Annotated in this window: 12 protein-coding genes and 2 pseudogenes; 8 read left to right on the top strand and 6 right to left on the bottom strand. The window is 45.6% G+C overall.

Annotated features, from left to right (window positions below; genetic code table 11):
• Positions 1–789: 789 nt before the first annotated feature.
• Positions 790–1170 (top strand): annotated as a pseudogene (locus VY86_RS13770) (IS982 family transposase); the annotation flags it as partial.
• Positions 1171–1462: 292 nt separating this feature from the next.
• On the opposite strand, the gene VY86_RS13765 reads toward VY86_RS13770, so the two are convergent.
• Positions 1463–2632: an RNA-guided endonuclease InsQ/TnpB family protein gene (locus VY86_RS13765; protein ID WP_046975363.1), complete on the bottom strand. Its 1170-nt coding sequence runs from the start codon at positions 2630–2632 to the stop codon at positions 1463–1465.
• A gap of 308 nt (positions 2633–2940) precedes the next feature.
• On the opposite strand from VY86_RS13765, the gene VY86_RS13760 reads away from it, so the two are divergent.
• A complete protein-coding gene (locus VY86_RS13760) occupies positions 2941–3564 on the top strand; it encodes a transposase (RefSeq protein WP_162200375.1) in 624 nt (207 codons plus the stop codon).
• Positions 3565–3673: 109 nt separating this feature from the next.
• On the opposite strand, the gene exbD is transcribed toward VY86_RS13760, so the two are convergent.
• Both exbD and exbB read right to left on the bottom strand, forming a co-directional pair.
• Positions 3674–4099 carry a TonB system transport protein ExbD gene (gene exbD / locus VY86_RS13755; protein ID WP_046975361.1) on the bottom strand — a complete coding sequence of 142 codons (426 nt, stop codon included), beginning with the start codon at positions 4097–4099 and terminating at the stop codon, positions 3674–3676.
• A gap of 3 nt (positions 4100–4102) precedes the next feature.
• Complete coding sequence (exbB, locus tag VY86_RS13750; RefSeq protein WP_046976876.1) at positions 4103–5074, bottom strand: tonB-system energizer ExbB; 972 nt, start codon at positions 5072–5074, stop codon at positions 4103–4105.
• Between the two features lie 353 nt (positions 5075–5427).
• On the opposite strand from exbB, the gene metC reads away from it, so the two are divergent.
• The 6 genes and pseudogenes from metC to dkgA all read left to right on the top strand — a co-directional run bounded on the left by metC (position 5428) and on the right by dkgA (position 11116).
• The gene (metC, locus tag VY86_RS13745; RefSeq protein ID WP_046975360.1) at positions 5428–6621 is read left to right on the top strand and encodes a cystathionine beta-lyase; all 1194 of its coding nucleotides are present in this window, start codon (positions 5428–5430) and stop codon (positions 6619–6621) included.
• A 153-nt stretch (positions 6622–6774) separates the two neighbouring features.
• A pseudogene (locus VY86_RS13740) lies at positions 6775–7490 on the top strand (RNA-guided endonuclease TnpB family protein); the annotation flags it as partial.
• Between the two features lie 177 nt (positions 7491–7667).
• Positions 7668–8204 (top strand): type IV toxin-antitoxin system AbiEi family antitoxin, encoded by a 537-nt coding sequence (gene abiEi, locus VY86_RS13735; protein ID WP_046975359.1) that lies wholly within the window; start codon positions 7668–7670, stop codon positions 8202–8204.
• The gene (locus VY86_RS13730; protein ID WP_046975358.1) at positions 8197–9117 is read left to right on the top strand and encodes a nucleotidyl transferase AbiEii/AbiGii toxin family protein; all 921 of its coding nucleotides are present in this window, start codon (positions 8197–8199) and stop codon (positions 9115–9117) included. Before abiEi ends, VY86_RS13730 begins: the two co-directional genes overlap by 8 nt.
• A 191-nt stretch (positions 9118–9308) precedes the next feature.
• Complete coding sequence (locus VY86_RS13725) at positions 9309–9980, top strand: DedA family protein (protein WP_046975357.1); 672 nt, start codon at positions 9309–9311, stop codon at positions 9978–9980.
• 290 nt (positions 9981–10270) lie between these two features.
• Positions 10271–11116 carry a 2,5-didehydrogluconate reductase DkgA gene (gene dkgA / locus VY86_RS13720; protein WP_046975356.1) on the top strand — a complete coding sequence of 282 codons (846 nt, stop codon included), beginning with the start codon at positions 10271–10273 and terminating at the stop codon, positions 11114–11116.
• Between the two features lie 51 nt (positions 11117–11167).
• On the opposite strand, the gene ftsP is transcribed toward dkgA, so the two are convergent.
• The 3 genes from ftsP to parC all read right to left on the bottom strand — a co-directional run bounded on the left by ftsP (position 11168) and on the right by parC (position 16044).
• Positions 11168–12589: a cell division protein FtsP gene (gene ftsP / locus VY86_RS13715; protein WP_046975355.1), complete on the bottom strand. Its 1422-nt coding sequence runs from the start codon at positions 12587–12589 to the stop codon at positions 11168–11170.
• A gap of 394 nt (positions 12590–12983) precedes the next feature.
• Positions 12984–13727: a 1-acylglycerol-3-phosphate O-acyltransferase gene (locus VY86_RS13710; protein ID WP_046975354.1), complete on the bottom strand. Its 744-nt coding sequence runs from the start codon at positions 13725–13727 to the stop codon at positions 12984–12986.
• Positions 13728–13782: 55 nt separating this feature from the next.
• Positions 13783–16044, bottom strand: coding sequence for a DNA topoisomerase IV subunit A (parC, locus tag VY86_RS13705; protein ID WP_046975353.1), 2262 nt, complete (start codon positions 16042–16044; stop codon positions 13783–13785).
• Positions 16045–16067 lie beyond the last annotated feature (23 nt).

Here is a 16067-nt window from a genome sequence, read left to right as displayed (position 1 = left end):
AGTTAGTATATGTGAAATGTATTTTTGCATTTTATGCAAAGCACTTATACGTTAAATATACATTTACAAAGTAAAAAAAAGAATGAAATATGAAAACCAAATCATATGCAAAGATCTTTGTCGTAATTCGCAAGGTTGATCAGTTCAACAACTCAATCAAAAGGCTCGAAGAAGCATATGGTTACGTTTTACTGAAGGTAATAAATTGAAAGATAAAGAGATTAACCAATGCACCATAAATGTTAAAGGCCACCGGGAGGTTAACCCGATGACCTTAGCTACGTTTCCGTTATCTATTTCAGAAATGCACGGATCAGCTCTCAAAGCGCAACTAACGCTTTGAGAACGATGATAGCAATATCAATAAATGCTTTTACCCGTTTGCTCCTGTTAGGAGCACGACTTAACCAACCATTGCCTTTACGCTGCCTGTCCGGCTGGCCCTTATCTGTGTTAGCAGGAGAATATCGCGCTCTGACCGAGGCACTGAATCAGCACCACCTGTACTCAGCCAGGACTTAAGAAAACTTGCGTCAGAGATACACAGGCCAGAACGCTAACCCAAACTAACAGCCGTTGATTATAGGTTTATTTTCAGATGATTCAATCAATTAAAATGATGAGTAGATAAAAATAAAAAAACCAACTGATGAGGTTGGTTTTTTGCTTTTACCCTTGGATAGGGCGGTTTGTCTTTGTGCTATACGAGATTGGTAGCCTCGGTTCTAGCGCGACATTCTCCTGCTAACGCAATCAGTCTACACCTTAAAAAAAGTGTTATCAACCTATGGGATAGCGCAACGAGGAAAAACCTCAATGGGTTGGTTTTACGGTTTCAAATTACACTGGGTTATAAACCATCAGGGGGAAATTCTGGCGCTTAAAGTGACGGCGGGTAATGTGGATGATCGGGAACCTGTTCATGAATTAACAAAAAAATTAACGGGTTCTCTTTATGGTGATAAAGGTTATCTCAGTCAGGAACTGGCTGACGATTTAGCTAAAACGGGGATCACTTTCATCACCAAAAAGCGCCGAAATATGAAAGTTCACATGCAAGCTGAATGGGATAAGGTAATGTTATCAAGGCGTTTTATCATTGAAACAATTAATGGGCAATTAGAAATCATTTCTCAAATAGAACACTCGCGCCACCGAAGTATATATGGAAAAAATTATCAAATAATAATAAAAAAACGCCAAATAGTTAGTATATGTGAAATGTATTTTATGCAAAGCACTTATACGTTAAATATACATTTACAAAGTTAAAAAAAGAATGAAATATGAAAAGCAAATCATATGCAAAGATCTTTGTCGTAATTCGCAAGGTTGATCAGCTCAATAACCCAATCAAAAGGCTCAAAGAAGCATATAAAAAGTTTTCAATAACATATGAGTACAACCTGGAAGACTCCTGTGACTGCTCCCCGCCGTAAAAAACGGCGAGGCTTCCCACTTCTCAGGCCGCAACCGTCTTTATGACGGATTTACGCTGGCCTCCGTGGGCAGAGACGACGAACCCCGCCGCCTGTAATTCTCTCGTGCCCTTGCTCTGGATGTTGAGCGCCGCATTGATATCGCGGTCATGTTCGACTCGGCAGAAAGGGCATGGCCAGATCCGCTTATGCAGCGGCATTTCCGGCACTTTGTGACCGCAACAATGACAGGTTTTCGAACTGGCGAACCACTGATCCAGTTTCACCAGGTGGACCCCCGCTGCTGCGGCTTTGTATTCCAATTTCATCAGGAAACTATTCCAGCCCGCATCCCCGATAGCGCGGGCAAGGTGGTGATTCTTCATCATGCTGGCCGATTTCAGCGTCTCAACAATTATCGCTTGGTTTTCGTCAACCATTGTTTGGGAGAGTTTGTGTTGAAAATCGGCGCGGGCATTGGCTATCCGCTCATGGACTACCGCCAGACGTAATCGGGCCTTGCTACGGTTAGCGCTGCCCTTTTGTTTGCGGGACAGCGATTTCTGCTTTCGACGCAGGTTACGGGTGGCGTTGATAAGGTGACGCGGGTTATTGACCTTCTCTCCGGTCGACTGGATAAGATAGTGGGACAAACCCATATCGCAACCGGTTACGCGGGTGATAACGCCCGGCTTTTCCGGCGCATCCCGACCATCGTCACACAGGATAGCGGCGAAATATTTTCCCGTGGCGGTGCGAGAGAGCGTAATGCTCTTCACCTCCCCTTCAATTTCTCGGTGTATGCACGCTTCTATCGGTGACAATTTCGGGATCTTCACTGCGCCCTCCAGCACTTTCACCCCAACACAATGGTAGCTGGATTGCCTGCCTTGTTTGCGTTTGAACGTGGGAAATTGGGCGCGCAACTTCGGATTGAAGAAATTATCAAATGCGGTATGCAGATTGATCACCGCCTGCTGTAACGCGATGGCGTCATATGTCTTGAGCCAGGCATACTTGCGGGATTTCTTCGCGACCGCCAGGAGCGGTTTGAGGTCTTTGCGCGGATTTAAACTTACGCCGTGACGTTTGTAAGTATGCTTTTTGATGTACAGCGCCTTGTTGTACGCAAAACGGACCGCACCGAACTGGCCGTTAAGATACTCGGCCTGTTCGGGTGTGGGGTAGAGGCGGACTTTGGTCGCTCTTAACATGTTCAGCGCTCATTGATAAAGTGCATTCATTTTAGCCTGTTTTACCGGCAGATATCAATTCAGTCAGGAGACGTCAGAGTCGCCAGCCCTAAAGCCCTCTGGGCTTTTCGCCTGATATCCCCGTCCGCACTGAGGGTGTCGCAAAAGTTAACCCTTATCAGCTAATATCAGTTAAGCTCTGGGTTAATATTCCAAACGAGACCTTATATGACTAAATTCCTACGGCAACTGACACCTTCCGTTCATGGGAGGGAACAGTGATAGCAGCGGCGTGTTCTCACTATAATCTCCTGACTCAGGAAGCGATTTTGCGAGAAAAAAAGGCTTTAACTACCGCCCCCGCCAATCCCCAAAAAGCAGATAAAATCAGACAACTGGAGCAGTCTGCTTCGCGGTTTATTTATCATGCAGAGAAAGACCTTTATCTCTGCCCGGCCAATGACAAGTTACGTCTTGTGAGGACAGTCAAACCGTCTGAAAAGAGCCGTGGGCATCGGGTTTATACGGGAGCAAATTGTGCCAATTGCCTGAAAAAAGAAAAATGGACGCAGGCGAAAAAGGGCAGAAAAATTAAACGTTACCGGGAAGATGAAGCGCGGGATAAACTGCGTTCACCTATGACCAAACCGGAGTCAAAGCGGATATTGAGTCAACGAAAAGTCATGGTAGAACCGGTATTTTCTGCCTTACGGGGTATCCAGGGACTGGAGCGTTTTCGGCGCAGAGGTTTATCGGCAGTCAGAGTGGAATTTACCTTGCACGCCATAGCGTATAACTTATCAAGGGCCGTTGCCCTGATATTATGGGCTATTTTTAGCCTGTCTGGGTTGTCAGTTCCAATAACAGGCGATAAATCTCTGTGGGTTTATTGTCAATGCTGGCCTTTTGCGACACCCTCGCACTGGACGAGGGTTTACGGCGGTTTTTGCTAAAATAGCGTGATTATTCCCTACCTTGATCAAATTAGGCTCTCATTACACGAACCAATTATCCTTTAATCTCAACCGCGCTTTCCAGCGCGGTTATTTATTGGAAGAATCACTAACCCGATGAAACCGCTTCCATTCCCACCAATCCCACTTTCAGATAGCCCGATTTACGCAGAGCATCCATCACACTCATCAGTGTTTCATAATCCACGGTTTTATCAGCCTGAAAGAAAATTGTTGTCTCTTTATTGGATTGGGTTGTCTGATCCAATACCGCCGCCAGAGTATCATGATCTACCCGTTGATCTCCGACGTAAAGCTGACGATCAGCCTTAACTGTCAGGAATACCGGTTTTTCAGGACGGGGTTGCGGTTTTGCCGACGACGCGGGTAAATCCACTTTAATATCAACGGTTGCCAGTGGTGCCGCTACCATGAAGATAATCAGCAGCACCAACATCACGTCAATAAATGGTGTGACGTTGATTTCGTGTAATTCGCCGCTATCGTCCAAATTTTCATTAAGACGCATTGCCATAAATCACCTTGTCTTGCTATTTGCCAAATCCAGATCACGGCCAAGCAGTAATAATGCCTGTGCCGCCATGTCACCAACCTGACCACGGTAAGACGCGATCATACGGGCGAAGATGTTGTAAATCACAACGGCCGGAATCGCCGCTACCAAGCCAAGCGCTGTCGCTAACAACGCTTCCGCGATACCCGGCGCCACTACTGCGAGGTTAGTTGTCTGTGAGTGTGCGATACCAATAAAGCTGTTCATGATCCCCCACACCGTACCAAACAGACCCACGAAAGGAGAAATCGCGCCAATAGTCGCCAAATAGCCGTTACCACGCCCCATATGACGGCTGATAGCCGCAACTGAGCGTTCCAGACGGAAAGAGACACGTTCTTTTGTGCTATTCAGATCAGTACTCTCAGAAGATAACTGGCGTTCAGCCTGTGCTTCACTCAGCAGTAAACGGCTGATACTGAGTTTACTGAAACCTTCTGCAATTTCTGCAGCCTGATCAAGATTCTTAACTTCCGCCAGAGCCAATCGCTCTTTACGTAAACGACGACCGGCAGCCAACAGTTCAGCTCCTTTTGAGAAGAACAGTGCCCAGGTAATAACAGAAGCAATCACCAGGCCAACCATTACGGTCTTAACAACAATGTCAGCGTTCTTATACATGCCCCAGATAGACAAATCAGTAGCAAAACCACTGGAAAGATTGGTTTCATCGGCTGAAACGTTAGGCGCAGCAATATCAGTGGTAACCGGAGTCACTTGGGTAGAGTCTGTTGCGGGTCCAGTTTGTGGCGCAACCTGATTTGCCGACGGTGTCGTTGTGCCCGAAGTTGTTGAGGTAGCCGCCGGAGCAGATGCTGCAATCTGTGCGGTTTTTGTTGTGGTATTGTTGTCTGTTGCAGATGCTGGTGTTGTATCAGCCAACGCTGAACCTGTCAGCCCGAACGCTAAGATAATTGAAGCAGTCAAATTACGCATCAGTTGGCCTTTACTCCCTTTCTTATAAACCTTGTTATTTAGCAGTGAATTACCTTTCGTCATCTCACTAACCTTATTTACGCTGAGTCTTAACTCATCTTCAACAAATTGAATGAAAATGAAGGCTGATGATATCAAACATTAAGTGATTTGATAGTAATTATCATTATTGTTTAATAAAAAAGTGTTACCCCTTCACAAAATAAAGTCAAAGAAACCTCACACACCGGTAATCAGATGAATTTTCGTCAAGTTGGCCTAATCCTTTTGTACAAAAAGGACTAAATATTTTAACGTGTTAACTCTATTTTTTTACACCATTTCAAACTTTGAAATTAAGGTGGCAATGGATCATGACAGAAAAAAAACTGGAAACTTCACTGGTCAATGCAGGCAGAAGCCGTAAATTTACTCAAGGCGCAGTTAATCCGATCATTCAACGAACATCATCTGTAATTTTCGATTCGGTCGCATCTAAAAGGCAGGCAACACACAACCGCGCCAATGGCGAACTGTTTTATGGCCGGCGTGGCACACAAACCCATTTCTCTTTTCAGGAAGCCATGGCTGAACTGGAAGGGGGCGCAGGCTGTACGCTTTATCCTTCTGGCGCCGCCGCGATCAGCAGCGCCATCCTCTCTTTTGCCGCCGCCGGCGATCATATTCTGTTAACTGGTTCAGCTTACGATCCGACACAAGGCTTTTGTGACAAGATATTGTCACGGATGAATATGACTACCGATTATTTCGATCCGATGATTGGTGAAGAAATTGCTGAACTGATTAAGCCCAATACCAAAGTGGTGTTTCTTGAATCCCCAGGCTCAATCACCATGGAAGTACAGGATATTCCGGCGATTGTCCGCGCGGTACGGCAAGTCAATCCAGATATTGTCATCATGATCGATAATACCTGGGCCGCGGGTGTGCTGTTTAAAGCATTGGAGTTCGGCATCGATATTTCTATTCAATCCGGCACCAAATACATTGTTGGTCACTCAGATGCAATGTTAGGTATTGCCGTCGCAAACGAACGCTGTTGGGTGCAACTGAGAGAAAGCTCCTACTTGATGGGGCAAATGGCGGATGCCGATACGGTGTATATGGCAAGTCGCGGGTTGCGGACTTTGGCCATTCGCCTGAAACAGCATGAAAAAAGCAGTATCGAGATAGCGCGGTGGCTGCAACAAAGATCCGAGGTTGCAGCGGTTTATCATCCGGCCTTACCCTCCTGCCCCGGCCACGACAATTTTATTCGTGATTTTAGCGGCAGTAATGGCCTGTTCTCTTTTCAATTGAAAGAAAGATTAACACACCAGCAATTTTCAAATTATCTGGATAATTTTCACCATTTTAAAATGGCATTTTCATGGGGTGGTTTCGAATCGCTGATCCTGGGTTATCAACCAGAAGAGATAAAAACAGTGCGCCAGTACAATACCCCACAAAAAACAGGCACTCTGTTCCGCTTGCATGTCGGGCTGGAAAATGTTCAGGATTTGATTGATGATTTAGCTGAGGGATTTAGTCGAATTTTTGCTGATTAATATTATTGATTTCACGTTGCATTTAAGTTTAGCAAAAACTGCCGTAAACCCTTGCCCAGTGCGGGCGGGGATATCAGGCGAAAAGCCCAAAGGGCTTTAAGGCGGGCTACTGCGACGTATCCTGACTGAATTGATATCTGCCGGTAAAACAGGAATCCGAAGTTGCGCGCCCAATTTCCCACGTTCAAACGCAAACAGGGCAAGCAATCGAGCTATCACTGTGTTGGGGTGAAAGTGCTGGAGGGTGCGGTGAAGCTCCCGAAATTGTCACCGATAAAGGCGCGCATACACCGAGAAATTGAAGGGGAAGTGAAGAGCATTACGCTGTCCCGAACCGCCACGGGAAAATATTTCGCCGCTATCGCAAACAAAAGGGCAGCGCTAACCGCGGGAAGGCCCGATTACGTCTGGCGGCAGTCCATGAGCGGGTAGCCAATGCCCGCGCCGATTTTCAACACAAACTCTCTCGGACAATGGTTGACGAAAACCCAGCGCTCATTGTTGAGACACTAAAATCGGCCAACATGATGAAGAATCACCGCATTGCCCGTGCTATCGGGGATGCGGGCTGGCATGGTTTCATCAAGAAACGGGAATACAAAGCCGCAGCAGCGGGCGTCCATCTGGTCAAACGGGATCAGTGGTTCGCCAGTTCGAAAACCTGTCATTGCTGCGGTCACAAAATGCCGGAAATGCCGCTGCATAAGCGGCTCTGGCAATGCCCTTTCTGTCGAGTCGAACATGATCGCGATATCAATGCGGCGCTCAACATCCAGCGCAAGGGCATAACAGCATTACAGGCGGCGGGACTCGTCGTTTCTGCCCACGGAGGCCAGTGTAAATCCGTCATAAAGACGGTTGCGGCCTGAGAAGTGGGAAGCCTCGCCGTTTTTTAGTGAAATACGAATCTCCTTCACTATTTTTGAGCAAGCGCATTAAGTGGACATTAACACCATAATAATGTAGTTTTAATGTCTACTTAAAATCAAACTATCGTTAATTAAGTAAACATTAAAACCACGAATACATAGAGCTACTGTCTACTAATGGATAGATCCACTGCACTTAATCGATTAACTGACTGGGACAAAAAAGGACGATATATCTTCACCCTTGCCGATCTCAGAAAAATCTTTCCTGAAGATGGCACTAAAACACTTCAGGCAGGCTTAAATCGCTTGGTTAAAGAATCGGTGCTCTCGCGGCCTGTACGCGGAGTTTATCTATTTAACTTTGCTCACAGCCGCGATAGTTACACCATTGAACATATCGCCAAAGCACTACGACGCGGTGAATACAACTACGTTAGCCTTGAATCCGCATTAAGTGAATATGGGATCATTTCACAGATCCCTATCGACAGACTCACCGTGATGACAACAGGCAGGAAAGGTGTTTATTACACTCCACTTGGCACTATTGAATTCACCCATACTAAACGCCAACAGGAAGATATTTTAGCCAGTATCACGCAAACAGGCCGCCCTTTAAGACTCGCCAAACCTGAATGTGCACTACGTGACTTAAAGCGAGTTGGTCGCAATATCGATTTAGTCAATAAACGGGAACTCATACATGGTTAATAAAGCGAATTTTACCCAACTTACCGAGCTGGCAATGCAGGTACCGGGGCGTTCCCATATGCGACCAGTTATTGAGAAGGAACTGCTGCATTACGATATTCTCTATGGTCTTGATACTGATGGACTATTAGATCAATTGACTTTCCAAGGCGGAACATCTTTGCGTTTGTGTCACGGTGCCCCGCGTTTTAGTGAAGACCTGGACTTTTCCGGCGGTGTTAACTTTAACCGTAATCAATTACAGGCCATGAAAACGTGTTTGGAACACTACATTGGCAAGCGTTACGGTTTTGAAGTTTCAGTTAAAGAACCAGCCAATTTAAGAAACGAACCTGAATATGCAGGCCTTAATGTAGATAAGTGGCAAGTTTCCATTGTCACTGCGCCTAAACGTAAAGATCTCCCCAAACAGAAAATCAAAATTGAAGTTGCCAATATCCCCTCTTATTCACGGGAACCAAAGGCACTGATGAATAATTACAACTTCTTACCTGATGGCTACACCGATACACTAGTCTTAACAGAATCACTGGATGAAATCATGGCGGACAAACTGGTTTCTCTGGTTAATACACAACGCTATGTACGCCACCGTGATATCTGGGATTTGCGCTGGCTAAAACAGCAAGGAGCCAGCCTGCGTATGGATTGGGTGAACAACAAGATTATGGACTATCGTATTAATGACTATCCGGCAAAGCTAGCCAATATACTGACACATTTACCTGAAATCATTAAAGGTGATGCTTTTCGTAATGAAATGACGCGTTTTATCCCTCATGATGTACAGGAACGTACGCTGCACAAAGAAAAGTTTTTTATATTTTTAACGACTGAAATTACTGGCCTGCTACAACAAGTACAAAATGTATTAAACCGTAGCTTAACATCCGAGAACGAATTCAATATGTAGATAAGTTAATTATTTTTATATTTATGTGCAGATAAATTTTCATGTTGTTCTGGGTTCTTGTCAAAGCTGTCGTGGTAAGCCAATAAAACCATTAATCAAGGATCAAGCAAGCCATGGTTAAGATTTTACGGTAAACTGACTTTTATAATGCAATTGCAATAAATTCACTTATAACAGTCACAGGATAAACAATGGAAGTGCTAAACGAGATCATGCAGGCATTATGGCAGCATGATTTTTCCAAACTTGCCAACCCCGATGTTCTCTGGATTATCTATGGCATTCTGTTTGTAACACTGGTTCTGGAAAATGGTTTATTACCCGCCGCTTTTCTGCCCGGTGATACGCTCTTAATCCTCGCCGGCGCGTTGATTGCCAAAGAGGTAATGAGTTTTATCCCAACCGTTTTCATATTGACAGCCGCGGCAAGTATCGGTTGCTGGCTCGGCTATCTTCAAGGAAGATGGCTTGGTGATACTAAACGGGTTAAAGGTTGGCTGGCGCAACTTCCCATTCAGTACCGCCAACGGGCCAATATGCTGTTTTTCAAACATGGTCTGGCCGCTTTGCTGATTGGTCGTTTTCTGGCTTTTGTCCGTACTCTGTTACCAACACTGGCAGGTATATCCGGGCTCAACAATAAGCGTTTTCAAATTTTTAACTGGCTGAGTGGCTTACTGTGGGTAAGCACCATGGTCGGGTTTGGTTATCTCCTTAATCAGATCCCGTTTATTAAAAACCACCAGGATCTGGTGATAAACATTTTGATCATTTTACCCATCGTGCTGTTGTTAAGTGGTTTAATCGCCTCTCTGCTGATGTACTGGCACCACAGAAAAATCACTGCGGTAAAACGTAAATAAAAGTCATTATGGTTTACAAGCCGCAACAGGATTTTTATTCTTAACTTAATGCGTCAATATTATGTGAACTGCGGCCCAGTCAATGGGTGATATTCCTGGTGTCGCTGCTCCATAAAATCGGTTAATTCATGTATTGAGCCATATCTTAGTCAAAATGCATGGCTTAGATCACGCTAGTCGTATTACTTTCTTCAATTACCTTTAACATCAACTTAATATCAACCACCCTGCTATGAGGCTACTTTATTAATTTTAGCTGATAATTTAAATCTATCTTTTAGGAGGCAGTCATGGAAAATCAACCAATCATCAGACTCGCTGATGGAAACCATATGCCACAATTGGGGCTTGGGTCATGGGCCGCAGATAATCAACAGGTAGTTACCACAATCCATGCTGCTCTGGATATCGGTTATCGGGCAATCGACACCGCCGCTATTTACAATAATGAGAAAGGAGTAGGCAAAGCGTTGCAAGAAACTGATATCCCCCGTGAAGATATCTTTGTTACAACCAAATTGTGGAATGACAGGCATCGTGATGTTCGTGCTGCTTTGACAGAAAGTCTGGAGAAGTTGCAACTGGATTATATTGATCTTTATCTAATGCACTGGCCTGCACCACCGCAGGATCAATATGTAGAAGCCTGGCAGCAATTTATTGAATTACAGAAAGAGGGGCTTATCCGCAGTATCGGGGTTTCTAACTTCCACACCGAGCACCTCCAACAGCTGATCAATGAAACCGGCGTTCACCCCGTGATTAATCAGATTGAATTACACCCACTACTGCAACAACGCCAGCTTCATGCCTGGAATGCCACTCATAATATTGTTACCGAATCCTGGAGTCCGCTGGCACAAGGTGGTGAAGGCGTATTTGATAATTCATTGGTTCAACATCTGGCGCAAAAGTACAGCAAGACACCGGCTCAGATAGTTATTCGCTGGCACATTGATAACGGTATGATTGTGATCCCAAAATCAACCACGCCATCAAGACTCAGAGAGAATTTTGAGGTATTCGACTTCAAATTGGACAAAGAAGATCTGACCGCTATGACAACACTAGATATCGGCAAACGTCTGGGGCCAACCCCCGAGACATTCGTTGATTTCAGTGATTTCAGTGAGTAATGCTGAAAGTTAAAACGTGCGCGGTATTAATATCGCGCACCAAATTTTGATTCACTGATTAGCAGGCATGGTCACTAACTGCCCCACAGAGCCGCGATCGGCCATTTCCAGGATCTGGCTGTAATACAGGAATGGGAAGTGTTTATAAGATGGTTGGTTCATATAAACCAGTAATTCCACGCGCCCATCAACCCAGACAGTATCTTTCCAACCATAATCCTGTGGCTGAGGTGTCTCACCATTGTGATTAATCACTTTAAACTGTACACCGCCAATATGGAACGGCTGTGGAGAGGAGGCATTCACGATCCAACGCTCCCATGTTCCCTGCTGGCTGGTAATATCTACCCGGTTCATATCCCACAACACACCGTTAATTCCCGGCGTATTATCATCAAGATAAATTTCCCGGTTACGGATTGCGTTAGAAACCGGCATAACATCATCGACCAAACGAGATGGCAAAGCATCTGTCACTAAAGATAACAAACCTGTCGGCTTAATGGTCAGAACAGTGCTGGAAATCAGCATAGTAGAGGGTTCAAACAACCCACGCAGCCTGTCAAGTATGCCGGCTGATTCACCCGCAGTAACAGAGACTTCATCCCCTTCAGACATATCAATCAATATTTCACGCCGTTCACCTGGCGCAAGGGACAGCTGTGGAACCGCTACCGGCGCAGGTAACAACCCCAAATCAGTGCCTATCATATAGAAAGGACGACCATCACTGATCTGTAGCTGATATCGGCGGGCATTGGACGCATTCAGTAAACGCAGACGGATCCAGCCACGGGATACCTCAATAAAAGGATTCTGTACCCCATTAACCAACAATGTATTACCGATAAACCCACCACCCGCGACGGGTTGATACTCAGGAACACCAAAATTATCCAGCCGTTTGTCCTGCAAAATAACCGGAAGGTCATTAACACCATAATGTTTTGGCAGCGGCAAATTACGGCTGGTTTCATCTTCCACCAGCCACATGCCAGCCAAACCGTTATAAATATGGGGAGCCATCCGGTTAGGTGTATTGGCATGATACCAGCAAGTCGCCGCCTGCTGACGAATAGGCAACACCGGCGACCAATCAGCTCCTGGAGAAATTTGACGGGCAACCCCACCGGTCAGCGTTCCCGGTAATTGCAATCCGCTGACGGTCATCGAAACCGGCTCTGCCAACCGATTACTGTATATCAGTTTGACATCATCGTTTTTATGAACCCGTACCGTCGGACCAAGATATTGACCATTAATCCCCCACACACTGGTTTTATATTGCCCATCAAAAGTCCAGTGTGCTTTTTGTAAAGTCAGAAATAGCGGCTGCCCACCACGGGATTCCAATAAAGGGGGAATCGGCAAAGCAGTTTGCTGATTTTTGCTGGCCCTAACCACAAAAGGAGCAGCTCCGATACACATTGCCAAGCCTGATGCCTGAATAAATTGGCGCCGACTAAATGACATATTTTCTCCGCGACAAACTTAATGAAATTCCGGGTATTATCTGCCTCAGAAATACCTGAAATATTGCAATCATTCACCTGGAAGCTAATAACTCATTATTGAAGTTATTAAAGTTTATTATCCTTTTGATTGCATTTAACAAAAGTATTATTTATCAAGCGCTCATCATAACGCGAATAGACTGGGAATTAAACTATCCGAATGCATTACACGAATCTATCTCTGCAAGCAATCAGTACATATCATTTCTATCAATATATTGTGGACACGGACAATGTGGACACGGACAACAAGCAAAAATCCTCACATACACCAGGTATGTAAGGATTAAAGTACGTTCGCTTTTGTCAGGCCCACTCTTAATTACAAAAAAGACGGCAGACAAAATAACCTATTATGAGTACTTACCCAGCTTCTTCATTGCAGCTAATTCCTCATCCAGCGCGTCTATTTTGTCTTTCATCATCTGATGACAATACTCTGCCAATTCACGCACCTGCTCTTTGGTATACCCAGAAGTATCAATGGGCGGCAACATTTCCACAATGACGGTGCCATTATTCCAGCGATTCAACTTAATATTGCCATTAGTGATGGAAGAGACACAGACCGGGACAATCGGCACTCCCGCAGAGATAGCGGCATGGAAAGCACCGGTTTTAAACGGCAATAAGCCACGGCCACGGCTGCGCGTCCCTTCCGGGAACATCCAGACAGAAATACGGCGTTTCTGAATCTGCTCGACAACCTGGGTAATAGTGCCATGTGCTTTAGCACGGTTATTTCGATCAATCAGAATATTACCGGTTAGCCAATAAAGCTGACCAAAAAATGGGATCAACACCAGACTTTTTTTACCTACCGTCACCGTACCCGGCTGAACCGCATTGGACATGGTTATCATGTCATAGTTGTTCTGATGGTTGCCTATATAGATACTCGGACCATAATTTTTGGCGTCAGCAGGAATACGCTCAATTATTTTGATGCCAAATATTTTCGACAACCGACCAAACATATTACCAAATACCATGACATGGTCCGGATGACGTGGTTTGAACAAACAGTAAATACCACCGAATACACACACCACAATCGAAAACAGAATAACAATAATGCCACGAATAATAGCTAACATAGCTGCCTCTTGTTTAACGGGCCTCACTCAAGCCCGTTAGTTTCATTTAATTCCACTATTTAGTTACACCGATAGCAGAGGGGGGTGTATCAACCTGAACCCGCTCAATACGTTGCAACCCACGAGGTAGAGATGTTCCTTTACGCCCACGCTCTGCACGGAATTTCTGTAAATCCTCAGGACGCAGAGTCAGTTTACGTTTACCAAAGTAAAGTGTAATTGACGATTGTGGCGGTAGTATCAATAACCAACTCAATAGATCATTTTCTGTCGCTGACTGAACAGAGATGATCTTATTGCCTTTCCCTTTGGAAAGCTGAGGTAAATCCGCAACCGGAAACATTAACATCCGGCCTGCGCTAGTGATTGCCAGCAGCATATCATCCTGCGGGTTATTTAATTCCAACGGTGTCATGACGCCAGCCTTTTCCGGCAATGTAATCAATGCCTTACCCGCCCGGTTTTTGGCTACCAAGTCACTAAAAGTACAGATAAAACCGTAACCGGCATCAGATGCCATCAAAAATTTCTGTTCATCAGGCGCCATCAGCACATGTTCTACTGTCGCACCCGCGGGCAGAGTCAATTTACCCGTCAGTGGCTCCCCTTGACCTCTGGCAGAAGGCATATCCCGCGGATCAAGAGAGTAGCTGCGGCCCGTTGTATCAATAAAAACCACCGGCTGATTGCTCTTACCACGAGCCGCGCCACGGAAGCTGTCGCCCGCTTTGTAATTCAGCCCGGCCGGATCGATCTCATGGCCTTTCGCACTGCGTACCCAGCCCATCTCTGACAGTACAATGGTCACCGGCTCACAAGGTGTAATGTCGTGCTCGCTCATGGCCTTGGCTTCATCACGCTCTCTCATCGGAGAACGACGCTCATCGCCATAAGTCGTCGCATCAGCAATAATCTCTTTCTTCAATAACGTGTTCAGTTTGCGCTCAGAACCTAAAATTGCCTGTAACTTATCACGCTCTTTCGCCAATTCATCCTGCTCACCACGGATTTTCACCTCTTCCAATTTAGCTAAGTGGCGTAATTTCAGTTCCAGAATGGCTTCCGTCTGAGTCTCACTTAAACCAAAACGTTCCATTAACACCGGTTTTGGCTCATCCTCACTACGGATAATATGGATGACTTCATCAATATTGAGAAACGCGATCAGTAAGCCTTCCAGCACATGCAGGCGTTTAAGGACTTTTTCCAGGCGATGGTTCAAACGCTTACGTACAGTTTCCCGGCGGAATACCAGCCATTCGGAAAGGATCTCAACCAAACCTTTTACAGTCGGGCGGTTATCCAATCCGATCATATTCAGGTTAACGCGATAACTCTTTTCCAGATCGGTTGTCGCGAACAGGTGGTTCATTACCTGCTCCACATCCACCCGGTTTGTCCGGGGAACAATCACTAGACGAGTTGGATTTTCATGATCAGATTCATCACGTAAATCATCAACCATAGGCAATTTTTTAGCCCGCATCTGGTTGGCGATCTGTTCCAGCACTTTGGCGCCAGAAACCTGATGTGGCAGCGCAGTGATCACCACATTGCCATCTTCTTTTGACCAAACTGCACGCATTCGTACCGAACCGCGGCCACTTTTATAAATTTTACGGATATCTTCGTGCGACGTGATGATCTCCGCTTCGGTCGGATAATCAGGACCTTTAACGTGTTCCATCAGTTCATCAAGGGAGCTTTGCGGCTTATCCAGCAACGTTATCAGTGCATTAGCCACTTCACGGGCGTTATGAGGCGGGATATCTGTCGCCATACCTACCGCAATACCGGTGGTGCCATTCAGCAAAATATTTGGCAAACGCGCCGGCAGCATTTTCGGTTCCTGCAACGTGCCGTCAAAATTCGGTACCCAGTCAACAGTGCCGTGACCTAATTCCGTCAGCAACAACTCTGCATATTTGGACAGACGGGATTCTGTATAACGCATCGCGGCGAAAGATTTAGGATCATCCGGCGCCCCCCAGTTCCCTTGTCCATCCACCAGCGGATAACGGTAAGAGAATGGCTGCGCCATCAGTACCATCGCTTCATAACAGGCGCCATCACCATGTGGATGGTATTTACCCAATACATCACCTACGGTACGGGCGGATTTCTTAAATTTAGCAGTATTGTTCAGACCAAGTTCTGACATGGCATAAACAATACGGCGCTGAACCGGCTTCAAACCGTCACCGATAAAAGGTAGCGCCCTGTCCATGATGACGTACATGGAGTAGTTCAGATAGGCGTTTTCAGTAAACGAGTGGAGCGGTAAACGCTCCACGCCATCGTGAGTTATCTCACTCATTCGTTAATTTCCTCAGAATCTTC

Origin of the sequence: Photorhabdus thracensis, from assembly GCF_001010285.1 — a bacterium.
In the GTDB taxonomy this organism is placed as follows: domain Bacteria; phylum Pseudomonadota; class Gammaproteobacteria; order Enterobacterales; family Enterobacteriaceae; genus Photorhabdus; species Photorhabdus temperata.
Note: the sequence above shows the minus strand (reverse complement) of the source record. Positions and strands in the feature narration are given on the sequence as shown.